Below are 22140 nucleotides of genomic sequence, written 5' to 3'. Positions count from 1 at the left end.
GGGGCGATTGCTTTAGGTCATCCTTTGGGTGCATCAGGTGCCAGACTGGTGACCACAGCCTTAAATCAACTTGAACAAATCAAGGGTGAATATGCTCTATGTTCAATGTGTATTGGGGTGGGACAAGGTATCGCATTAATTATTCAACGTGTTGAGTGAGGTATCTGATGAGCCAGTTATACGCCAGCTTATTTTATCAGCCTGATGTCACAGCAATCTTTAGCGATCATGCCTTATTGGGTTATATGATCCAAGCCGAAGTGGCTTTGGCAAAAGCACAGGCGCAAGTGGGTGTGATTCCACCATCTGCATCCAGCATTATTGAACAAGTTGGACAACAGGCCCTAGCAAAAATTGATTTTGAAGCATTGGCAACTGCCACAGCACTTGCGGGAAATATTGCGATTCCTTTCGTAAAGCAATTTACTGCGATAGTAAAACAACAGGATGAAGACACAGCGCGTTATGTGCATTGGGGCGCAACCAGCCAAGATATTATTGATACAGCCACGATTTTACAATGCCGTGATGCATTAGGGCTGATCGAAAAACAATTACAACAGGCTTATCAAGTTTCATTAGACCAAGCACAACAGTATCGTGCTCAAGTCATGATTGGTCGCACTTGGTTGCAACAAGCCTTACCAATTACTTTAGGGCATAAATTTGCACGTTGGGCTGCGGCATTTAAGCGTGATCTCGATCGTCTAGGCGAGATGAAAAACCGCGTGCTTACTGCTCAACTTGGTGGGGCCGTGGGTTCATTAGCATCATTACAAGATCAAGGTTCAGCTGTGGTTAAAGCCTATGCTGCGGCATTGAATTTAACCTCTCCTGAGTGTACATGGCACGGTGAGCGTGACCGTATCGTTGAAATCGCTAGCGTACTTGCCCTGATCGTCGGCAATGTTGGCAAGATGGCAAAAGATTGGTCTTTGCTGATGCAAACTGAAATTGCTGAAGTCTTTGAACCCACTGCAAAAGGTCGTGGTGGCTCATCCACCATGCCACACAAACGTAATCCAGTTGCAGCCGCTTGCGTACTTGCAGCAGCCAACCGTGTGCCTGCATTAATGGCAAGTGTCTACCAAAACATGTTGCAAGAACATGAGCGTGCTTTAGGCACTTGGCATGCAGAATGGTTAGTGATTCCTGAAATTTTCCAGTTGTGCGCAGGCGCTTTAGAACGCACGACAGATGTGCTTGAACATATGCAAGTCGATCCAGAAGCCATGCAACGCAACCTTGAGTGTACTCAGGGCTTGATCATGGCGGAAGCGGCAATGATGGCATTGGCAGCTAAAATTGGACGTTTAAATGCACATCATTTGGTTGAGCAAGCTTGTCAGCAAGCCATCGCACAGCAGCAGCATTTAAAAACAGTATTGTCAGCAATGGCTGAAGTGAATGTCCATCTAAGTACACAGGCGCTAGATGAGATTTTTAAACCAGCCGCTTACTTGGGCAATATTCAGGCACAAATTGATGCCGTACTACAAGCAGCACAAGGAGTGTCTAAATCATGAAAGCCAGTATGAAAATCAACAATCGTCAAGGTCATCAACTTGCTGTACAAGTTCAAGGCGTAAAAGATGCCCCCGTGATTATGTTTTCTAACTCACTCGGAACAGATCATGGTATGTGGCAAGCACAAGTAGATACTTTGGCGCAACATTATCAAATCATTACTTATGATACCCGTGGGCATGGTGTAAGTGATGTGATTGCCAACAGCACGCTACAAAACTTTGCCGACGATGTGATTGATATCTTAGATACATTACATGTTGAAAAAGCACATTTTTGTGGAATTTCAATGGGTGGCATCACTGCACTCACATTGGCAATTGAATACCCAGAACGCTTTTATAGCATCACCGTGGCGAACTCGGCCGCCAAAATTGGTACAGCTGAAGCATGGAATACCCGTGCCGATAGCGTAGAGCAAGATGGGTTGGCTGAAATTGTTAAAACTACACATACACGCTGGTTTAGTGGGCATTTTGATTATGCCCATGATGTGCTTGCTCAAAAAACCATTCAAAGTTTAGCGGTGACGCCTGCACAAGGTTATGCCAATGCCTGTCGAGCATTGGCAGATGCTGATGTTCGAGATCAGCTCAATCAAATTCAAATCCCAACTTTAATTATCGCAGGTCAATATGACCCTGTAACGACGGTTCAGGATGCAGAATTTATGCATCAATCCATTCCAACCAGTCAACTTGAAATCTTGGCAGCTTCTCATTTGTCCAATATTGAACAACCACAAGTGTTCAATCAGGCATTGTCCAAGTTTATTCAGAACATATAACCGTCTAGGGTTAGAAAGGAATTCGCCTACAAGGAGGCAACTATGGCACAGGAATTTGCTGCCCCAAAAAACAGTATGGATGCTCAGGCACTCATTAATGATGCACCGATCAGCAAGTATCAATGGATGATTGCAATCATTTGTTTTCTGATTGTATTTGTTGATGGAATCGATACGGCTGCAATGGGCTTTATTGCACCAGCTCTGGCACAGGATTGGGGGATTGATCGCTCTCAACTTGGACCTGTGATGAGTGCAGCACTGGGTGGAATGATCATTGGTGCATTGGTTTCAGGACCTACTGCGGATCGTTTTGGACGCAAGATTGTATTAACTATTTCAATGTTGATCTTTGGTGGTTTTACCTTGGCATCAGCTTATGCGCCAAACTTAGACAGTTTGGTTGTACTGCGCTTTTTAACCGGTATTGGCCTAGGCGCAGCAATGCCAAATGCCACCACATTGTTTTCAGAATACTGCCCAAATCGTGTTCGTTCACTGCTCGTGACTTGTATGTTTTGTGGCTACAACTTGGGTATGGCAACAGGCGGTTTTGTCAGTAGTTGGCTGATTCCTGCCTTTGGATGGCACAGCTTATTTTTGCTCGGTGGTATTTCACCGTTGATCCTGATGCTGTTGGTAATTGTACTGTTACCTGAGTCATATCGCTTCTTGATTGTTAAAGGTCGAGATGCTGCAAAAGTTCGCAAAATCCTGAGCCATATTGCACCTGAAAAAGTACAGCTTGCTGACAGCTTTTATATCCCAGAAGAACAGTCTGCTGTGGCACAAAAGAAAAATGTATTTGGCATGTTGTTTTCGCAAAAATTTGCCAAAGGCACAGTGTTGTTATGGTCAACCTACTTTATGGGCTTGGTGGTGATTTATCTACTGACCAGTTGGTTACCAACTTTGATGCGTGAAACCGGCGCAACTATGGAACGCGCAGCATTTATTGGCGGTCTATTCCAGTTTGGTGGTGTGTTGAGTGCGTTATTTATTGGTTGGGCAATGGATCGTTTTAACCCAAACCGCATTATCTCAGCATTCTATTTTATCGCAGGCTTATTTGCTGTTGCCGTAGGTCAAAGCCTTAGCAACCCAACATTATTGGCCATTTTGGTGCTATGTGCTGGTGTCGCAATCAATGGTGCGCAATCTGCAATGCCAGCGTTAAGTGCCCGTTTTTACCCAACTCAATGTCGTGCAACTGGCGTGGCATGGATGACAGGGATCGGTCGTTTTGGCGCAGTGTTTGGTGCTTGGATTGGTGCTGTTTTACTCGGCAATGATTGGTCTTTTACCGCAATTTTAAGCTTATTGATGATTCCTGCAACCGCTGCGGCTGTGGCGATTTTTGTTAAATCCTTAGTGGCGCATACCGATGCAAGCTAACTTTCTCAAGATCAGAAATAAGATCATAAAGAGGGACAATTTCCATGAATGATGAACAACGTTACCAACAAGGACTACAGGTCCGCACCGAAGTATTGGGTGAAAAACATGTCGGTCGTTCTTTAGAAAATTTGAATGACTTTAACCAAGATTTTCAAAACTTTATTAGTCGTTTTGCTTGGGGTGAGGTGTGGTCACGTGAAGGTTTACCACGGCATACCCGCAGTTTAGTCACCATTGCCATCTTATTGGCATTGGGACGAGAAGATGAACTCAGAATGCATCTACGTGCTTGCTTTAACAATGGTGTTACCAAGGACGAACTCAAAGAACTGATTTTACACAGCTCATTGTATGCAGGACTACCAGCCGCAAATGCAGCAATGCACATGGCTGAAGATGTTTTTAAAGAACTCGGAATAGAAGTGCAACCTGTCGCTGCACAACAACAGGATTAAGGAGATAGGCATGTTAAGTCATACATTGGGTGCATATCCACAACGGAATACAGAAGATCACCCGCCAGCATATACACCAGGCTATAAAACCAGTGTATTACGCTCGCCCAAAAATGCATTGATCTCAATTAATGAAACATTAACTGAAGTAACCTCACCGCATTTTTCACCTGAAATTTTTGGTGCAAAAGACAATGATTTGATTTTGAACTATGCCCAAGAAGGGCTCCCAGTCGGTGAGCGAATTATTGTGCATGGTTATGTACGTGACCAGTTTGGTCGCCCTGTAAAAAACGCCTTATTGGAAGTTTGGCAAGCCAACGCATCAGGTCGTTATCGCCATCCAAATGACAAATTTATTGGCGCAATGGATCCTAACTTTGGTGGCTGTGGTCGTACCTTAACTGATGAAAATGGTTTTTATATTTTCCGTACCATTAAACCGGGGCCATATCCTTGGCGTAACCGAATCAATGAATGGCGTCCAGCACATATCCATTTTTCACTGATTGCAGATGGTTGGGCACAACGTTTGATTTCACAGTTCTATTTTGAGGGCGATACCCTGATAGATACTTGCCCGATTTTAAAAACCATTCCATCTGAAGATCAGCGTCGTGCCTTGATCGCATTAGAAGATAAAAACAATTTCATTGAATCAGATAGTCGTTGTTACCGCTTTGATATTCATCTGCGTGGTCGTCGTGCGACTTATTTTGAAAATGATTTGACTTAAGGAACTCAGACAATGAATGCATGGAATTTTCAGGAAATTAAGGAAACCCCATCACAAACAGGTGGTCCTTATGTACATATCGGTTTATTGCCACAACAAGCCAATATTGAAGTATTTGAACATAGCTTCGATAACCAGTTGGTGAAGGAACACACCCAAGGCCAACGCATCCGTATTGAAGGTCAAGTGTTTGATGGACTGGGTTTACCATTAAGAGATGTATTGTTGGAAATCTGGCAAGCCGATGCCAATGGAGTTTATCCAAGTCAGGCCGATACCCAAGGCAAAACTGCTGATGCTCATTTTCAGGGCTGGGGGCGTACAGGCGCAAATTTTGAAACAGGTTTTTGGAGTTTTGACACCATTAAACCGGGGACTGTAGCAGGGCGTAAAGGCTCAACTCAAGCACCGCATATTGCAGTCGCACTATTTGCTCGTGGAATCAACATTGGTTTGCATACCCGTATTTATTTTGACGATGAAGTCGAAGCAAATACCAATGATCCTGTACTCAACAGTATTGAGTGGGCAGTCCGCCGCCAAACCCTGATTGCAAAACGCAGTGAAGTCGATGGTGAAATCGTATATCGCTTTGATATTCGCATTCAAGGTGAAGAGGAAACGGTATTTTTTGATATTTAACAATCCTCAAGATCTCTCTTTTTGAAAGAGAGGTCTTGCTTTGAAATCATCTAAGTCTTGAGATTCGCGATACTTCGCTCTTTTTAAAAGCTAAGGAACGATTGAAGTTCCGCAAGAGAGGGATTTGGAGGAATTAAGATCGATGAAAAGCACTTAAATGAAATCGCGATATACAAACGGATAATTTATTAAGGAAGATGAAAAATGAAACTACAAAAATTTGCAGCATTGATGCTTGCACTTAGCCCCATATTGCCCCTTCAAATGATACAGGCACAATCTGTTTCACAAAGTCCAGTTGAGCTCACAGAACTGGCAAAACTCCCAGTAAAAACCATTGTCCCGATTACAGCAAAAACCAAAGAACAAGCTTTAGCACAGGCAAAAATCATTGCCAATAATCCAGATGCAGATTTAGCCGAGTTCCGCATAGATCTGCTCAACTTTGCCAGTGACACTAAGCAAGTGATCGCTTTAGGACATGAGCTTAAACAGATTTTAGGGTCTAAACCCGTGATCGCCACCATTCGTACCCATAATGAAGGCGGGCAACTGACCATCAGCGATGCGGATTATGGCAAAACTTATCAAGCCTATTTACGCCAACCCTTTATGGACATGCTGGATGTGGAAATGTTCCGAGATCCGCAAGTGGTGAAAAGCACCGTTAAATTGGCACATGAAAAAAAAGTATTGATTGTGATGTCCAATCACGACTTTAAAAAGACCCCTGATGAAGCAGAAATCGTTCAACGCTTGCTTAAACAAGATCAGCTTGGCGCAGATATTCTGAAAATCGCAGTGATGCCACAAAGCAAACAAGATGTATTTACTTTGATGAATGCCACTTTAAAAGTCAGCCAACAATCTAAAAAACCATTGCTCACCATGTCGATGGGGAAACTTGGGACGATTTCTCGAATTGCCACAGCCAATATGGGCGGCAGCTTTAGTTTCGGCATGATCGGTGAGGCTTCTGCGCCCGGTCAAATTGATGTGACCCAACTCAAACAGTTATTAAAAACCGTTCAACCAACACCATAAATTAAAAGGATTTTTTAGACATGAAAATGATTTCATTACGTTTAACGACATTGGCACTTGGCTTAGCGGTTTCTGGTTTGGCAATGGCGGAAAGCTATGTGGTAGACCGTTATCAAGATGATCATGAAAAAGGTTCACTACGCTGGGCGATTGAGCAAGCCAATAGCAAGCCGAGTGAAGCCAGTGAGATTTTGATTCAAGCAGTTGGGCAAGCACCTTATGCCATTAAGGTCAACAGCCCACTGCCAGAAATTAAAGCACCAGTAAAAATCATCGGTACACAGTGGGCAAAAACAGGTGAGTTTATCGCGATTGATGGCTCAAATTATATCAAAGGTACAGGCGTTGAAGCTTGTCCGGGTGCTGTTGAAGGGCAATTCGGAACCAATGTTCGTACTACAACTTTGCCGGGAATTGTATTACGTGACATCAATGGGGTCAGCATTCAAGGGTTAGAGATTCGTCGTTTTTGTATAGGGATCTTGATGAACCGCGCCAGCAATAACCTGATCCAAAATAACCGTATTATGCACAACTATGGTGGTGCAGGGGTGATGTTGACAGGGGATGATGGCAAAGGTAATCCAACTGCGACAACGACCAATAACAACAAAGTGCTGAATAACTATTTCCAAGACAATGGTGATGGACTTGAGTTAACCCGTGGTGCTGCATTTAACTTGGTTGCCAATAACCACTTTATTTCAACCACTGCAAATCCAGAGCCATCGCAAGGTATTGAAATTTTATGGGGCAATGACAATGCGGTGATTGGTAACAAGTTTGAAAACTATTCAGATGGTTTACAGATCAACTGGGGCAAACGCAATTATATTGCCTATAACGAACTGACCAATAACTCCAACGGTTTTAACCTGACGGGTGATGGTAATATTTTTGACAGCAATAAAGTCCATGGTAACCGCGTCGGTGTTGCGATTCGTTCAGAAAAGGATGCCAATGCGCGTATCACATTAACCAAAAATCAAATTTGGAATAATGGCAAAGACATTAAACGCTGTGAAGCGGGTGGAAGCTGTGTGCCAAATCAACGATTAGGCGCAATCATTTTTGATATCCCAGGATTAGAACATGCGCACTTTGTCGGTTCACGTGGTCATGGTGTAAAAATTGATCCAGCAAACTTACAAAAGACCTGCCAGCAACCCAATGAACAAGGCTGTAATCCACAACCAAATCAAAATATTCAAGCACCTAAATTGACCTTAGCAAAAGGTCAAATTGCGGTAGAAGTAAAAGGACAACCAAATCAACGTTATCAAGTTGAATTTTTTGGAAACTCACAAGCAAGCTCAAATGAAGCAGAGTTTTATTTAGGCTCAAGCACTGTTGCAACCAATGCCCAAGGCACAGCAAGCGTGACTTGGAAACCGACAATGAAAGTTGCATCGATCACGGCAAATATCACAGATCGTCTAGGTGCAACATCTGAACTTAGCTCAGCGGTAAAACTTAAATAAAAGTAAGGATGCTTAATATGAGTTCAAATGGATTATCGATCAAACTGAGTTGTTTAGCCGTTGCGCTGTGTATGGCTCAGAGTAGTTTTGCTGAGCAAGCTTGGTCACAAGATCGTCAATGGTTATTGGGCGATTGGAATGGACAACGCCAACAACTGGAAAAAGACGGCTATAAATTTACGGCCTCTATTATGAGCCAAGCTGCAACCAATTTAGACGGTGGCTATCACGACAATAACAGCTTTGAAAATGCAGCGCAATTGGCATTGGGTGCTAACTTTGATTTAAATAAAATCGCGGGCTGGAAAGACACTACAGCCAATATCTTAATCACCAAGCGTGATGGTAATGCTTTAACTTTAGAAAGCATTAAAGACCCACGTTCTGGTGCTTTGGGCAATTCACAAGAAATTTATGGACGAGGCAAAATCTGGCGCCTGACCCAAGCATGGGTCAAAAAAGGCTTTGCTGACAATACAGTTCAATTCAAGATTGGCCGTATGGGCATGTCGGATGACTTTAATGGTTCACAATGTGAGTTCCAAAACTTATTACTTTGTGGTGGGCAACTAGGCAAATCCATTGGTTCAATTTGGTACAACTTACCCGTAGGTTTATGGGGAACCAATGTGAAGTACCAATTTGCACCTGAGTGGACACTCGGTGTCGGTGTTTATGAAGTCAATCCTGACAACATTAAAACTGGCAAAAATGATGGTTTTAACTTGGATATGCGCAATGTTAAAGGTGCCACCATTCCAGTAGAACTGGCATGGCGTCCAAAACTAGCAGTATTTGATGGTTTAGCAGGCGAGTATAAAGTCGGTGCGCTGTACTCGACAGCTGAAGCCAATGATATTGCGATCGCAGGAAAGGTACATGATAGCAAACATAGTTTTTGGCTTAATGCACAACAACAACTGAGCCAAAAAGGGCAGGACCCTAAACGTGGTTTGTTCGTGAGCTTTAATGCAGTTGTTAATGATAAAGCCACTACGGCAGTACAAAGTACCCAACAACTTGCACTCTGGTACAAAGGACCTTTTGACAGTCGCCCTAATGATTCAATCGGATTTGGGCTTGCAAATTATATGGTCAATGATCGTTATAAAGATCGTCAGATTGCCATCAATAACAGCCGTGGTTATGACCAGTACGATAGGTTTGCAACAGATTATGTGCCTGTGCAACGTGATGAGCTCAATGTTGAATTGAACTATAACTATCAATGGTCACCTGCAATCATGCTACGACCAAACCTACAATATATCCATCAGCCTGCAGGTGTAAAAGAAGTGGATGATGCATGGGTTGCTGGTTTGAGCATGCGTGTGAATTTCTAATCTAGGAGTATGACCTATGACTGAGTCTACAAGGACACATACCGTATTAAAAATATGGTGTTTTATATTAGCTTTGGCTTTACTTGTGACAGGGCTATTCTTTACCGTTGGCGGTGCTAAGCTGGTAACACTGGGAGGATCATGGTATTTCGTGATTTCTGGTGTATTCACATTGGCATCGGCGATATTTATTTTTAAGAAAAAAACGCTTGGTGTCTGGCTATTTAGTTTGGTTTTTGTGGGCACAATCATATGGTCATTGCTAGATGCAGGTTGGGAATTTTGGCCTTTATTTTCAAGACTGATGTTTCCAGCAGGTTTATTCGCTGCATTGATGTTTACTTTGCCCGCGATTCGCCGTTACCAGTTTCAACCGAGTGCGAGTTTGCCAGCTTATGGCTTAGGTGCACTCACAGTTTTAGGCATGTTGATTGGGCTTTATCAAATGTTTCAACCACATCCAACGGTTGCAGCAACAGGTCAGGCATTGCCATTGGTTCCTGTTCAAGCGGACATGAAACAAAGCAATTGGCAGAATTATGGTCAGGATGCAGGCGGCAGTCGCTTTGCTGCACTTGATCAGATTACCCGTGATAATGTCCATCAACTCAAAGAAGCATGGCGTTTTCGTACAGGTGATTTCACCACGGGTTCAGGCAATGGTGCAGAAGATCAAATGACCCCTTTACAGGTGGGCAACAAGATTTTCTTATGTACACCACATAACAATATTTTTGCTTTAGAGGCTGACTCAGGTAAACAGCTTTGGAAAGCCGAAGTAAACTCTAAATCGGATGCATGGGAACGTTGTCGTGGTGTGGCTTACTTCGATTCAACCCAAGCACTAACCCAACCGACTTTGGCTGGTGCAACCCCTGTTCAAGCTGTCGCTAATAATACCGCTTGTCTACGCCGTGTTTATACCAACACACCAGATGGTCGTTTAATTGCGGTCAATGCTGATACCGGTGAACGTTGTAAAGATTTTGGTATTGATGGAACGGTTGATTTACTCAAAGGTTTGGGTGAAGGAACCACCGCGCCACGTTTTGAAGTGACCTCTGCACCAACTATTGCGGGCACAGTGATTGTAGTTGGTAGTCGTATTGCAGATAACCTTGCCGCAGATATGCCGGGTGGGGTGATTCGTGCTTATGATGTGATCACAGGTCAATTGCGCTGGGCATTTGATCCACGTAATCCTGATCCAAACTATGTGTTAAAAGAAGGTGAAACCTATAAACGCAGTTCTGCAAACTCTTGGGCAGCAATGTCGTATGACCCAAAAATGAACACAGTATTTTTACCAATGGGTAGCTCATCTGTGGATGTTTGGGGAGGCAACCGTCAACCTTTGGATCATAAATACAATTCATCCGTATTGGCTTTAGATGCAAGCACAGGTAAAGAAAAATGGGTCTATCAAACTGTTCATAATGACCTATGGGATTTTGATTTACCGATGCAACCAAGCTTGGTTGATTTCCCAATGAAAGGTGGTAAGAATCAACCTGCTGTGGTGATTGGAACCAAATCTGGACAATTCTTTGTATTGGATCGCTTAACAGGCAAACCATTAACCAAAGTGATTGAACAACCTGTGAAAGCTGCGGATATCCCTGGTGAACAATATAGCCCAACTCAACCACGTTCAGTTGAAATGCCACAAATTGGTAATCAAACTTTGACTGAATCGGATATGTGGGGCGCAACACCGTTTGACCAGCTGATGTGTCGTATCGGCTTTAAATCTATGCGTTATGAAGGCTTATATACTGCACCGGGTAAAGATAAATCTTTAAGTTTTCCAGGCTCTTTGGGTGGCATGAACTGGGGCAGTATAGCCTTTGATCCAAGCCATCAATATATGTTTGTCAACGACATGCGTTTAGGTTTATGGATTCAATTGATTGAACAAACACCTGAAGATTTGGCAATTCAGGCAAATGGTGGTGAAAAGGTCAATACAGGTATGGGCGCTGTACCGATGAAAGGTACACCCTATAAAGTCAATAAAGATCGCTTCTGGTCGAAGTTGAATATTCCATGTCAAAAACCGCCTTATGGCACCATGACTGCGATTGATATGAAAACACGTCAGATCGCTTGGCAAGTGCCGATGGGAACAGTAGAAGACACTGGACCTATGGGGATAAAAATGGGATTAAAAGCACCGATTGGTATGCCAACCATTGGTGGTCCAATGGCAACCCAAGGTGGCTTAGTGTTCTTTGCTGCAACGCAAGATTACTACTTACGTGCCTTGGATTCATCTTCAGGTAAAGAGTTGTGGAAATCACGTTTACCTGTCGGTAGCCAAGGAACGCCAATCAGCTATGTTTCACCTAAAACAGGTACACAATATGTGATGGTGACTGCGGGCGGTGCTCGACAATCTCCTGATCATGGTGACTATGTGATTGCCTATAGTCTGAAATAAGCTAGAACTGTTTAAAAAATGGGACTGCAATCGTTACGCGATTGCAGTTTTTTTTATGGGTTTAAAATTTAAATAGAGGAGTATAAATTAAGTCGCTTTGCTTTTTACATCATTGAATCACACAGGGCGTAGCTACCGCATGGCGACATGGATGTAGTAACGCAAGAATGAGGCATTGCCTAATAATGAACAGAAGATAAATTAAGTTGCTTTTAACACCATTGAATCACACAGGGCGTAGCTACCGCATGGCGACAAGGATGTCGCCGTTTGGCGGGGGTATAAGGATGTACCCCTCGCCAGACGAAAGATTTTTGTTACTTTTGATCTTTCAAAAGTAAGGTAGTATCGCCTACGCAAGTTAAATTAAACCTTTCACTGTAATATGAGGCAGTGCAAGCCCCTTTGCACTGAAAAAGAAGAGAACTGCATGAAAGTCAATTCATTTAAGTAATGAAAAGCTCCCTCCTTTTTCAAAGGTGAGAAGTATTACTTCGCAAGGGGGAGGATTTAAATCCTATTTAGCTTTTTGCTGTGCAAGTGGTGAAACAGAGAGAGAATCATTTTGATGGTAGCTTTCTTGAAGTTCAATATCTTGCTTCTGCAAACCCTCAAGAATTGGACAATTCGGCCGATGATCACCAGCACAACAATTGATTAAATTTTGCAAGGTATTGGTCATCTTCTGCAGTTCAGTAATACGGATTTCCAATTTTTCGATATGCGAGAGTGCGAGTTGCTTTACATCTGCACTGTGTCGATTTTTATTGTTCCACAAATCTAAAAGATCAGCGATCTCTGCAACTGAAAATCCAAGTGATCTTGAACTTCGAATAAACTTGAGCCGTTCAGCATCTTGGTCAGAATAGGAGCGATAGCCTGCATTACTTCGACCCACGGCTGGAATCAGACCAATCTGTTCATAATAACGAATCATTTTGGCAGATATTCCAACAGTTTGAGACAGTTTTCCAATATTCATGGTGATTCTCTCTACAAGCTTCTACTCGAAAGTAGAAGCGGGTTGAAAACGACGTAAACGTAAGGCATTGGCCAACACGAATACACTGGATAAAGCCATTGCACCTGCTGCAAATATTGGTGAAAGCAGGATGCCATAAGCAGGATAGAGTAGCCCAGCCGCAACTGGAATCAGCATGGTATTGTAAGCAAATGCCCAGAATAAATTCTGATGAATATTGCCGATGGTGGCTTTTGATAGTGCAATGGCATTGGCAACACCTTGCAAGTTACCTGACATTAATACAACATCTGCCGACTCAATCGCAACATCTGTACCTGTACCAATCGCAAGACCGACATCGGCTTCAGCCAAAGCGGGCGCATCATTGATCCCATCACCAACAAATGCAATATTGCCATATTTTGCTTTTAGGCTTTGTACCGCTTTGACTTTTCCTTCAGGTAGAACTTCCGCAATCACTTCGTCAATACCGAGCTGGCGAGCAATGGCTTGTGCTGTACGGGCGTTATCACCTGTCACCATCGCAACTTTAAGACCGAGTTGATGTAAGGCTTTAATGGCACTTGGCGTGGTTGATTTAATTGGATCTGCAACTGCAATTATCCCTGCCAACTTGCCATTAATTGCTACATAAAGCGGTGATTTACCTTCGTCACCTAAACGTTGCGCTGCACTTGCAAAAGGTGAAATATCAATATTAAGTTGCAGCATATAACGATCAGCACCAATATGAATGTCTCCATTTTCATCTATAGCTGCATAGACCCCCATACCGGTCACAGAATCAAATTGATTCACTTTGGGTAAGGTCAGATTTTCTTTGATTGCAGCATCTACGATGGCTTTAGCAATCGGATGCTCAGAACGAGATTCAACGGCTGCCACCATACTTAAGACATGATCACGTTGAAAAAATTCAGTGACTTCAAAATCTGTTAGTACAGGATGGCCTTCGGTTAATGTACCTGTTTTATCTACAGCAACAACTTTGGCATCTTTCAGTAGTTGTAATGCTTCGCCTTTACGGAACAGTACACCGAGTTCAGCACCACGACCTGTTCCGACCATAATTGAGGTTGGCGTTGCTAAACCCATTGCACAAGGGCAGGCAATAATCAGCACAGCAACAGCATTGACTAATGCGAATGTTAAAGCAGGGGAAGGGCCGAAAATCAACCAAATCAAGAAAGTCAGTACAGCAGCAGCCATTACAGCTGGTACAAACCATAAGGTGATTTTATCAACTACAGCTTGAATGGGCATTTTCGAGCCTTGTGCCTGCTCAACCAAACGAATGATTTGTGCAAGCATAGTTTCGCCGCCTACAGCGACAGCTTTAAAGCTTAATGTGCCATTTTGATTGATAGTGCCACCGACCACTTCACTGTCTATTTTTTTCTCGACAGGGATCGGTTCACCGGTAATCATTGACTCATCTACAAAGCTTTTGCCTTCAATGACTTTTCCATCAACAGGAACACGTTCACCTGGTTTGACAATGATAAAGTCACCTACGACAACTTGATCGATTGGAATATCTACGATTTGATTATTACGAGAAACATGTGCCACTTTGGCTTGTAGACTGACTAAGCGCTGAATTGCCTCTGAGGTTCTTCCTTTGGCTTTTGCCTCAAGAAAACGACCGAGTAAAATTAAGGCAACGATAACCGCAGCTGCCTCATAGTAAACATTGACTGTTCCAGCAGGTAAGATGCTGGGTATAAATGTCGCGACGATGGAAAATAGATAAGCTGCCAAGGTGCCTACAGCAACTAGCGAGTTCATATCTGGCGCTAAACGCAATAAAGCGGGTAATCCGTGGATATAGAATCTTCGACCCGGAATTACCAAAACTAGTGTGGTCAGAATAAACTGTAAATACCAGCTATTTTGTATCCCGATGGTCTGAGCAATCAGATGGTGCATGCCCGGAATAAGGTGCGAACCCATTTCTAGAATAAAAACAGGTAACGCAAAAATAGTGGCAAGTATAAGGTCTCGTTTTAGTTCAGCGCGTTCTTGATCTTTTTTCTCTAAGTGTTCTGTTTGATCTGGGATAGCGGTTTGAATTTCTTTGGCATCATAACCCGCCTTATCAATCGCTGCGATTAAAGCCGCAACATTGGCAGTGCCCGTGATTGTTGCGCGTTCAGTTGCGAGATTTACATTTGCCTCTTTAACACCGGGAACGGCTTTTAGCGCTTTTTCAACACGACTGACACATGAGGCACAGGTCATTCCATCAATTGATAATTCAGTGGCTGCATCAGCAACTTCATATCCCGCATGTTCAACAGCTTTGATCAATGCCTCTCGGTCAATGGGAGTGTTAGATGTAATTTCTGCACGTTCAGTGGCTAAATTCACAGATGCTTGAGTTACACCATCGACTTTTTTAAGCGCTGTTTCTATTCGACTAACACAACTTGCACAGCTCATACCTTTGATTTGTAAACTGCTTTTCAAATCAGAAACACGATCATGTGATCTATTTTCCATAAGTCATACCTATAAGTCTTATTCCATGATCTAAATCCTAAACTTTGACATAATGGTAAGGTCAAGTAAAACAATTCAAGTTTTTATAACACCTTGTTGTCAATATAAATTTAGTTTATGAACAGCCCCTAAAAATATATTTTCTTGAACGATGTTTTGCTGATACTCTTTGTTTTAATCATAGTTCATTATTGCTTATATAAGGCTTCTTTTATCAATCATTTTAAAGCATCAATCAACATAAAAGCGCCCTCATCCTAGCCTTCTCCCAGAGGGAGAAGGGACTTTCAATACCCAGATAATTTATTCAACATGATCATTTTTTATCTGGGAAAGAACAATACATTGTTTTGTTTATAGCGCAAGATAATGCTCTCAATTCAATGATTCATATCCGTATTTTTTAATCAATCCCAACCACTGTGGTGATGTAGCTGGTGGTGAGTAGAATCAATAAACCCAGATACATTTCAAATAAAATGGCGCAACTTAAATATTGTGCAAATAAAGGTTCTTCAAGGCGTGGAGTAAGGAACCATTTATTGAAAGCAGCAAGTAATAAAATACTCCCCACAAATGCCAGTTTAAGAACAAAACCATGACCATAGGAGGTATAGATTAAAGTATTCAAATCTTTAAATAAAAATAATGCAATTGTGATACCACAGAGAATTAATATTCCGACAACATAAGCTGCAATTCGCCCAAATGCCTCCATGAGTTTTCTTAATGATCGGCCACTGATTTTATGGCTCATTTTCCATAAAGGGTAGAGTGAGCCCATCCATAACGACATGAAAAACACATGAATGCTGAGTAGAATTTGAGCAAAAAATGCTAAGTTGGTGACATGCCCGATTTGGGAATAGCTATAAAGAATCGGGATAAGCAATACCGCAAATAGTATTTTTTCAAAAGTGGAAATATGGGTGGTTTTTTTGCTCAACTTGATCGTTAAAAGCAGAAAAATTAAGGCAAAACTGATGATTCTGACAATGTGTATTTGCCCAGTGTCTGTATTTAAAAGGATATTGAGATAGGTTTGATCAAAAATGCCAGAAAGCCCCGCGTTGGCAAAGCTACCTACCAAAATAAAAAAGCCTAAAGTACTTCCAACCAGACCTAATGTCGCACCTAAATGCATATACTTGAGTAGTGTCACTTTTATGCTGGTATAACGCCAAAGTAAAAAATAACAAAAAGCACCACCAATCATAAAAGCAGTACTGAGATATAAGGTAATTTTTGTTAGCCAAGTTGACCAGATCCAGAATTCGAACATTATTTTTTTTCCTTTATTCGAGTCTGTTGACAATTTGTCTCAGTTTGCGACAACTCAGACCATTGATAAAATGCCAACACACCCGAACAACAGTTCAGTCGCTTGCTGAAATGTTGTTCGTCAATCTTTAATTTCTTTGGTTTTTATTTAATCGTGAAGCTATATTCATTGTTCATGTTATGACCATCCTTGCCCATAGTCGTCCAAACAACGAAATATTTACCTTTTTTTAGGGCAGGAACAGGGACACTAAATATTTTTTTTAGATCATGATTCACTTTATAGTTAAGTGGAATATTGCTTCGTTGTGCATCGAGTAACTTAATATTCATTAGCATGACTTCTCCACTAAAATTAAGCACTAAACTTTTAGGTGCTGCTGTAATGGATGCATTCATTGCTGGTGTACTGCTGGTTAAATCAACATGAGCCAAAGCATTGGTTGCTGTAATGAGTATCACTACACCAAAAAGAGCATTACGTAGTTTGATCATATAATTTTGGGAGGATTTCATTGAATTTTCCTTTTACTGTTGGGTTGAGCCCTTGATTATTGAAGAGGATGATATACATTAGAATGACTTTAAGATTACACTTTTGTTATTTAGAAAATATAAACAATTGTAAATGTTAAAATATTCTTGAATTAAAATGAATATGCATTAGTCGGAAAGTTTTTAAGATTTTTTAATCGTAGATTTAGACTTTAACGCTCAAGCATCTGTATTTTTATCAGCTACTTGAGCGTTGTATTTTTTATTGATCATACTTTTGCTATGGGATTATGTTGGAAGGTATTCATTTTTAAAAATAATGGTGAAGATCACTAAACCATCTCGTGATTCTGCTTGAATGGTTGCACCATGTAGCGTCAAGATAGACTTAGTGATTGCCAGCCCTAAACCTGTACCATCTTCAACACGTTGTCTGGAAGCATCTGTTCGATAGAAACGGTCAAACAACCTCGACAATTGTTCAGGGGATAAGGTAGGCCCCTCATTTTCAATTGAAAAACTGGTGTGTTCTACTGTTTGTTGGCATTTAATTTGAATGACAGAATTCGGCTTACCGTATTTAATCGCATTGGAGATTAAATTACTCAACGCGCGGCGGAGCATAGCCATATTTGCATTGACTTTTCCTGTACCGACGAGGTGAAACGTCATATGTTTTTCAGCTGCTAAAGCATCATAAAACTCAAACAAGGTATTGAATTCTTCGTATAAATGAATGGTTTGTATGTTCTTAAGGTTAAGCCCATTTTCTGCTTTCGCTAAAAACAGCATATCTGATACGATTCTTGCCAGATGTTCAAACTCTTCTAAGTTTGAAAATAATACCTCTTTATAGGCATCGATGTCGCGGCTACGGGATAAACATACTTGTGTTTGCGTCATTAAATTGTTGATGGGTGTACGAATTTCATGGGCAAGATCTGAAGAAAAGTCGGAAAGTTTTTCTAAAGCTGACTCTAAACGATCAAGCATTTCATTAAAGGCGATGGTCAGTGATTTTAGTTCAGTTGGGGTATTTTCAACTTCTAAACGTGTAGACAAATTTTGTGCTGAAATACTTTCTGCAACTTTGGCTATTTTTTTGATTGGGCGCAATCCTCGCCAAACCGCAAACCATCCTAAAAACATTAAACACAATGCGCCAATTAAGCAAATATAAAATAGTTGGCGTTTAAATTCATGTAAAAAGAGCATATGCTCAGAAGTATCAATCGCAACAATAATTTGGGTAGATTGAGCCTCTTCATCGTCTTCAAAAATGTTTTGATAGACGAGCCCACGATAACTTTTATCTTGGACTTTCCATCTTATCCATTGATTCAGATCTGGGTTGGTAATAACTTGCGGCGCAATGGCTATTTGCGCGGAATTAAATACAATTTGATTCAATGGTCTTTCAACTTGCACAATCAGATTATCATGTCCGATCAGTGAATCTTTTAACGCAACATTAAGTTCAGGTGTGTTGGTTTGATTTTGTTTTAATAGATTTTGTATAAGCTGAATTTTTCCCTCAAGTAATACTCGATCCTCACTTTCAAAGTGCTGTGATACCCCGAGATGTATCACGAAGCCCATGATGATTAAAATTGTTACTGTAGAGAGTGAAAAAATAATGGCGATTCGAAAACTGATCGCATTGAACAGCTTACGCCTCATCTTCTACCTCTAAAACGTACCCCATTCCTCGAATATTCTGAATCAGTTTAGGTGTAAAGTTACTGTCAATTTTATTTCTTAAACGTTTAATCGCAACTTCGACGACATTGGTGTCACTGTCAAAGTTCATATCCCAAACTTGAGAGGCGATCAGTGCTCGTGGCAAAATTTCTCCACGTCTACGCATAAATAATTCCATCAAAGCAAATTCTTTTGCAGTCAGGTCGATACGTTGTCCCTCACGCGTTACACGCCGTTTTCTGATATCGAGTTCAAGATTGGCAATACTAATTAAGTTACTGTCTTCTCGTTGCTGACCTCGACGAAGTAAACTTTTTATTCTTGCAAGAAGTTCAGCAAAAGCGAAAGGTTTTACTAAATAATCATCGGCACCTAATTCTAAGCCTTTTACGCGGTCTTCAATTTGATCTCGTGCGGTTAAGAATAAAATAGGCATGGTTTTTCCGTTCTTACGAACAGCTTCTATAATATGCCACCCATCTACCCCCGGTAACATGACGTCTAATATGATCACATCATAATCTTCAGAAAGTGCGTATTGTTTACCTGTGAGTCCATCTGTAACCCAGTCAGTAATATAACCTGCTTCAGATAGACCTTGTTTAAGGTAGTCACCGGTTTTTTGCTCATCTTCTACCAATAATATTCTCATATTCGATTCCTAGAATACCCTCTAAAAATATAATAGCGTGATAAAGCTAAAGAAAGGTATAGATTACATAAATGTCATTTTCAAGTCATCTTAATGTTCGATAGATCACTTTATTGTACAACTAAACAATCTCAAGCTTGGAGAGGTATAAATGCGAGCGATTTTACAGCGCGGTTTAATAAAAGTGATCTGTATGGGTACGCTAATAATTGCTAATCAATCTTGGGCAGAAGCTTCCAAAACACCGAATAAAACTGATCCTCAAGTAGCAGTAGCAATGCAATGCTCTATAAAGCCTTGTAATGTGCAGCATGAAGCCAAAAAACCCAACAATGAATCTGCAAAACAAGCACATGTAGATTCATTGGAGATGGCACAAAAAGCACAATCGAGTGGGGTCGATATGGCACATGTGGTGATGAAAATGGATCATTCAAAAATGATAAAGCCTGCTACCTCTGTGACACCAAGTAAGTAACACAATAAAGATTTACTTTGAAATTCAAAGCTTAGGGGGTAGATGGCAGCGTTGATCCATCTATTCTGGAACGAAAGTAAAATTCGTAGGATGCGTCTAATTATAAATTTTATTTAAGAACGATATTTTTTAGTATTTGAAAGTTTTGGGAGATTAATATGTCTAAAATTCAAACCTTACAAGATCCATTGTTAAATTCTCTTCGAAAAAAACATATTCCAGTTTTTATTTTTCTGACCAATGGGATTAAATTACAGGGACATATTGAATCATTTGACTCATACGTTGTGCTATTAAGGAACAGTGTAGGTCAAATGCAAATTATCTATAAACATTCAATTTCTACAGTTTTGCCTACACGACACCCACGTTCAAATATCAAAGGTTCTCTTGCAAGATTTGATCAGCAAAGTTATAACAACACCTATGATGATAGTGGTCAATATGGTTTGAATAACCAAAATGATTTTGGTTATCAAGTTGGCCCTAATGATGAAATACAATTTGACGATATTCCCGAAGATGAAAGTATCTAAAAACTAGGTCGTTATTGGTTCAGTCAAAAATATGCAGAATTTAGTGGTTTTAGCTCAGTGATCCTTTGTCTATATAGACAGTATGAGGATTTTAGTCTGGTTTTTCAGTCTTTAACATTTCCTGTTAAATATTAGGCTTCTTTATATAAGGCCTTTTAAAATCCATAGAGCAAGATGAAATCGCCCTCATCTTATAGTCAAACCACTTAATTATTCATACAAGTGATTTATATCAAATCACTGATCATAAATGAAGCTCATGTTTTTGTATGAATTTTTAGAAACTATTGATTATTCCTTCGGTTTTTGTACTTTTGAATCCTAGATGGTTATCCTATCGTGGGGCGACAGGGATGTTGCCGTTAGGCGGGGGTACAGGACGTACCCCTCGCCTAACAGAAGATTTTTGTCACTTTTCATCTCTGAAAAATGAGGCATCGCCTACGCAAAGCTATTTAAACTTTGAACGTAATGTGTGGCATTGCAAGCTTTTTTATAATTAAATAATTTAATTTTCTATGTAATTAATTTAATTGAAAAATATTGATTAAGAGAAATTATATTCTTGTTTTTGAGTTTTTTGATAGGTTGACTATATTTAAGAGATAAAAAAAGACCCACAAGATAAGTGGGTCAATACGATAAAACGAACAAAGAGCAAACTTAAAATTTATCTTCCATCAATTCACATGATTATAAAAACACAAACAGTAAAATTATACCCAATACCACGCGGTACCAAGCAAACACTCTCAATGTATGTTTTTCAACAAATTTTACCAAAGCTTTGACCACCAATAGCGCAGCAATAAATGCAGCCACAAAACCCACTGAAATATTAATCAGGTTATCTGAGGTCAAAACATCTGCATTTCGAATTAAATCATAAGTTGCTGCGCCTAACATGGTTGGCATTGCAAGGAAAAAAGAGAATTCGGTTGCCGCTTTACGTGATAAACCAGACAACATCCCGCCAATAATGGTGGCGCCTGAACGTGATGTTCCTGGAATCATGGCAAGACATTGGGCAAATCCAACCAGAATTGCCTGCTTTAAGGTAATGTCAGTTGCCTCAATGGTTTTAGGTTCAAACTTTCTGGCTTCTACTGCAAAAATAATGAAACCTCCGATGATTAAAGCAAAAGCCACAACCAAAGGACTAAACAGCACTTGTTTAATAAAATCTACTGCTAAGACACCGATCACCACCGCAGGAATAAATGCAACTAAAACATTAATCGCAAAACGTCTGGCTGCAACATCGCCTGAGAAAAAGCCGCGAATTAATTCGATGATTTTTTGTCGATACAGCCAACATACGGCCAAGATTGCACCCAATTGGATCACGACTTCAAATACACGTCCCGAATCTGAGTGAAAATCAATGAGATGGCCAAATAAGATCAAATGTCCTGTACTTGAAATGGGTAAAAATTCAGTTAAACCTTCGATTAACCCCAAAAACAATGCTTTAAGCAGTTCAAAATTTTCCATAAATAAAATAAACAAGCGTTCTAAAATTTGAACCTTTGTAATGTATTTAACGCTGTTTATAAATCAAAAAAGACAAAATTTTACGAAATTTTTACGCGGCTGATCTGACTGTAAATAGAGAGTTTACGGGATATTTTCGGATACTGAGTTGTGGAATATCCCA

At 40.8% G+C, this 22140-nt stretch carries 19 protein-coding genes and 1 pseudogene; 13 read left to right on the top strand and 7 right to left on the bottom strand.

Translation table 11 applies throughout. The annotated features are described in order from the left end of the window. The 11 genes and pseudogenes from AC07WY_RS15140 to AC07WY_RS15090 form a co-directional block, all read left to right on the top strand. A pseudogene (locus AC07WY_RS15140) lies at positions 1–159 on the top strand (acetyl-CoA C-acyltransferase); the annotation flags it as partial. Between the two features lie 8 nt (positions 160–167). Further along, entirely contained in the window at positions 168–1526 is a 1359-nt protein-coding gene (gene pcaB / locus AC07WY_RS15135) for a 3-carboxy-cis,cis-muconate cycloisomerase (RefSeq protein ID WP_494736630.1), read from the top strand. 8 nt (positions 1527–1534) lie between these two features. Beyond that, on the top strand, positions 1535–2314 hold the full coding sequence (pcaD, locus tag AC07WY_RS15130) for a 3-oxoadipate enol-lactonase (RefSeq protein ID WP_494736633.1): 780 nt from the start codon (positions 1535–1537) through the stop codon (positions 2312–2314). 42 nt (positions 2315–2356) lie between these two features. After that, positions 2357–3709, top strand: a complete 1353-nt coding sequence (gene pcaK, locus AC07WY_RS15125) for a 4-hydroxybenzoate transporter PcaK (RefSeq protein ID WP_494736629.1) — start codon at positions 2357–2359, stop codon at positions 3707–3709. A gap of 44 nt (positions 3710–3753) precedes the next feature. After that, a complete protein-coding gene (gene pcaC / locus AC07WY_RS15120) occupies positions 3754–4167 on the top strand; it encodes a 4-carboxymuconolactone decarboxylase (protein ID WP_004722141.1) in 414 nt (137 codons plus the stop codon). A gap of 10 nt (positions 4168–4177) precedes the next feature. Then, positions 4178–4903, top strand: a complete 726-nt coding sequence (pcaH, locus tag AC07WY_RS15115) for a protocatechuate 3,4-dioxygenase subunit beta (RefSeq protein WP_419334646.1) — start codon at positions 4178–4180, stop codon at positions 4901–4903. A gap of 12 nt (positions 4904–4915) precedes the next feature. Beyond that, positions 4916–5545 carry a protocatechuate 3,4-dioxygenase subunit alpha gene (pcaG, locus tag AC07WY_RS15110; RefSeq protein WP_262085408.1) on the top strand — a complete coding sequence of 210 codons (630 nt, stop codon included), beginning with the start codon at positions 4916–4918 and terminating at the stop codon, positions 5543–5545. Positions 5546–5809: 264 nt separating this feature from the next. Further along, positions 5810–6589, top strand: coding sequence for a type I 3-dehydroquinate dehydratase (gene aroD, locus AC07WY_RS15105; protein WP_494736632.1), 780 nt, complete (start codon positions 5810–5812; stop codon positions 6587–6589). A gap of 20 nt (positions 6590–6609) precedes the next feature. Continuing rightward, a complete protein-coding gene (locus AC07WY_RS15100) occupies positions 6610–8070 on the top strand; it encodes a right-handed parallel beta-helix repeat-containing protein (protein ID WP_419334641.1) in 1461 nt (486 codons plus the stop codon). A gap of 17 nt (positions 8071–8087) precedes the next feature. Further along, positions 8088–9413, top strand: coding sequence for a carbohydrate porin (locus tag AC07WY_RS15095; protein ID WP_494736628.1), 1326 nt, complete (start codon positions 8088–8090; stop codon positions 9411–9413). Positions 9414–9429: 16 nt separating this feature from the next. Next, positions 9430–11853 (top strand): glucose/quinate/shikimate family membrane-bound PQQ-dependent dehydrogenase, encoded by a 2424-nt coding sequence (locus AC07WY_RS15090; RefSeq protein ID WP_494736627.1) that lies wholly within the window; start codon positions 9430–9432, stop codon positions 11851–11853. Positions 11854–12370: 517 nt separating this feature from the next. Here AC07WY_RS15090 and cueR read toward each other — a convergent pair. The 6 genes from cueR to AC07WY_RS15060 all read right to left on the bottom strand — a co-directional run bounded on the left by cueR (position 12371) and on the right by AC07WY_RS15060 (position 19469). Further along, on the bottom strand, positions 12371–12835 hold the full coding sequence (gene cueR, locus AC07WY_RS15085) for a Cu(I)-responsive transcriptional regulator (protein WP_004722127.1): 465 nt from the start codon (positions 12833–12835) through the stop codon (positions 12371–12373). 21 nt (positions 12836–12856) lie between these two features. Next, positions 12857–15340: a heavy metal translocating P-type ATPase gene (locus AC07WY_RS15080; protein WP_151956553.1), complete on the bottom strand. Its 2484-nt coding sequence runs from the start codon at positions 15338–15340 to the stop codon at positions 12857–12859. Between the two features lie 403 nt (positions 15341–15743). Beyond that, positions 15744–16622: a copper resistance D family protein gene (locus AC07WY_RS15075; RefSeq protein ID WP_419306608.1), complete on the bottom strand. Its 879-nt coding sequence runs from the start codon at positions 16620–16622 to the stop codon at positions 15744–15746. A gap of 143 nt (positions 16623–16765) precedes the next feature. Then, the gene (locus AC07WY_RS15070; RefSeq protein ID WP_262085430.1) at positions 16766–17137 is read right to left on the bottom strand and encodes a copper resistance CopC family protein; all 372 of its coding nucleotides are present in this window, start codon (positions 17135–17137) and stop codon (positions 16766–16768) included. A gap of 267 nt (positions 17138–17404) precedes the next feature. Then, the gene (locus tag AC07WY_RS15065) at positions 17405–18796 is read right to left on the bottom strand and encodes a heavy metal sensor histidine kinase (protein ID WP_494736626.1); all 1392 of its coding nucleotides are present in this window, start codon (positions 18794–18796) and stop codon (positions 17405–17407) included. Further along, positions 18786–19469 carry a heavy metal response regulator transcription factor gene (locus AC07WY_RS15060; RefSeq protein WP_004722117.1) on the bottom strand — a complete coding sequence of 228 codons (684 nt, stop codon included), beginning with the start codon at positions 19467–19469 and terminating at the stop codon, positions 18786–18788. Before AC07WY_RS15060 ends, AC07WY_RS15065 begins: the two co-directional genes overlap by 11 nt. A gap of 151 nt (positions 19470–19620) precedes the next feature. Between AC07WY_RS15060 and AC07WY_RS15055 the strand changes: the two genes are divergently transcribed. Together AC07WY_RS15055 and hfq are read left to right on the top strand one after the other, a co-directional pair. Further along, the gene (locus tag AC07WY_RS15055; RefSeq protein WP_419334567.1) at positions 19621–19947 is read left to right on the top strand and encodes a hypothetical protein; all 327 of its coding nucleotides are present in this window, start codon (positions 19621–19623) and stop codon (positions 19945–19947) included. A gap of 158 nt (positions 19948–20105) precedes the next feature. Continuing rightward, on the top strand, positions 20106–20483 hold the full coding sequence (hfq, locus tag AC07WY_RS15050; RefSeq protein ID WP_262085433.1) for an RNA chaperone Hfq: 378 nt from the start codon (positions 20106–20108) through the stop codon (positions 20481–20483). A 693-nt stretch (positions 20484–21176) separates the two neighbouring features. Here the strand turns inward: hfq and AC07WY_RS15045 are convergent. Next, positions 21177–21977 (bottom strand): undecaprenyl-diphosphate phosphatase, encoded by an 801-nt coding sequence (locus AC07WY_RS15045; protein ID WP_056516247.1) that lies wholly within the window; start codon positions 21975–21977, stop codon positions 21177–21179. Positions 21978–22140: the final 163 nt, after the last annotated feature.

The organism is Acinetobacter sp. GW821-FHT01C12 (assembly GCF_059422625.1).
This window is presented reverse-complemented; position numbering and strand designations above follow the sequence as displayed.

Bases quoted from the DNA above. Each gene is read 5' to 3' on its own strand.
- pcaB (WP_494736630.1), top strand. From the start codon at position 168: ATGAGCCAGTTATACGCCAGCTTATTTTATCAGCCTGATGTCACAGCA.
- pcaD (WP_494736633.1), top strand. From the start codon at position 1,535: ATGAAAATCAACAATCGTCAAGGTCATCAACTTGCTGTACAAGTTCAA.
- pcaK (WP_494736629.1), top strand. From the start codon at position 2,357: ATGGCACAGGAATTTGCTGCCCCAAAAAACAGTATGGATGCTCAGGCA.
- pcaC (WP_004722141.1), top strand. From the start codon at position 3,754: ATGAATGATGAACAACGTTACCAACAAGGACTACAGGTCCGCACCGAA.
- pcaH (WP_419334646.1), top strand. From the start codon at position 4,178: ATGTTAAGTCATACATTGGGTGCATATCCACAACGGAATACAGAAGAT.
- pcaG (WP_262085408.1), top strand. From the start codon at position 4,916: ATGAATGCATGGAATTTTCAGGAAATTAAGGAAACCCCATCACAAACA.
- aroD (WP_494736632.1), top strand. From the start codon at position 5,810: ATGATACAGGCACAATCTGTTTCACAAAGTCCAGTTGAGCTCACAGAA.
- AC07WY_RS15100 (WP_419334641.1), top strand. From the start codon at position 6,610: ATGAAAATGATTTCATTACGTTTAACGACATTGGCACTTGGCTTAGCG.
- AC07WY_RS15095 (WP_494736628.1), top strand. From the start codon at position 8,088: ATGAGTTCAAATGGATTATCGATCAAACTGAGTTGTTTAGCCGTTGCG.
- AC07WY_RS15090 (WP_494736627.1), top strand. From the start codon at position 9,430: ATGACTGAGTCTACAAGGACACATACCGTATTAAAAATATGGTGTTTT.
- cueR (WP_004722127.1), bottom strand. From the start codon at position 12,835: ATGAATATTGGAAAACTGTCTCAAACTGTTGGAATATCTGCCAAAATG.
- AC07WY_RS15080 (WP_151956553.1), bottom strand. From the start codon at position 15,340: ATGGAAAATAGATCACATGATCGTGTTTCTGATTTGAAAAGCAGTTTA.
- AC07WY_RS15075 (WP_419306608.1), bottom strand. From the start codon at position 16,622: ATGTTCGAATTCTGGATCTGGTCAACTTGGCTAACAAAAATTACCTTA.
- AC07WY_RS15070 (WP_262085430.1), bottom strand. From the start codon at position 17,137: ATGAAATCCTCCCAAAATTATATGATCAAACTACGTAATGCTCTTTTT.
- AC07WY_RS15065 (WP_494736626.1), bottom strand. From the start codon at position 18,796: ATGAGGCGTAAGCTGTTCAATGCGATCAGTTTTCGAATCGCCATTATT.
- AC07WY_RS15060 (WP_004722117.1), bottom strand. From the start codon at position 19,469: ATGAGAATATTATTGGTAGAAGATGAGCAAAAAACCGGTGACTACCTT.
- AC07WY_RS15055 (WP_419334567.1), top strand. From the start codon at position 19,621: ATGCGAGCGATTTTACAGCGCGGTTTAATAAAAGTGATCTGTATGGGT.
- hfq (WP_262085433.1), top strand. From the start codon at position 20,106: ATGTCTAAAATTCAAACCTTACAAGATCCATTGTTAAATTCTCTTCGA.
- AC07WY_RS15045 (WP_056516247.1), bottom strand. From the start codon at position 21,977: ATGGAAAATTTTGAACTGCTTAAAGCATTGTTTTTGGGGTTAATCGAA.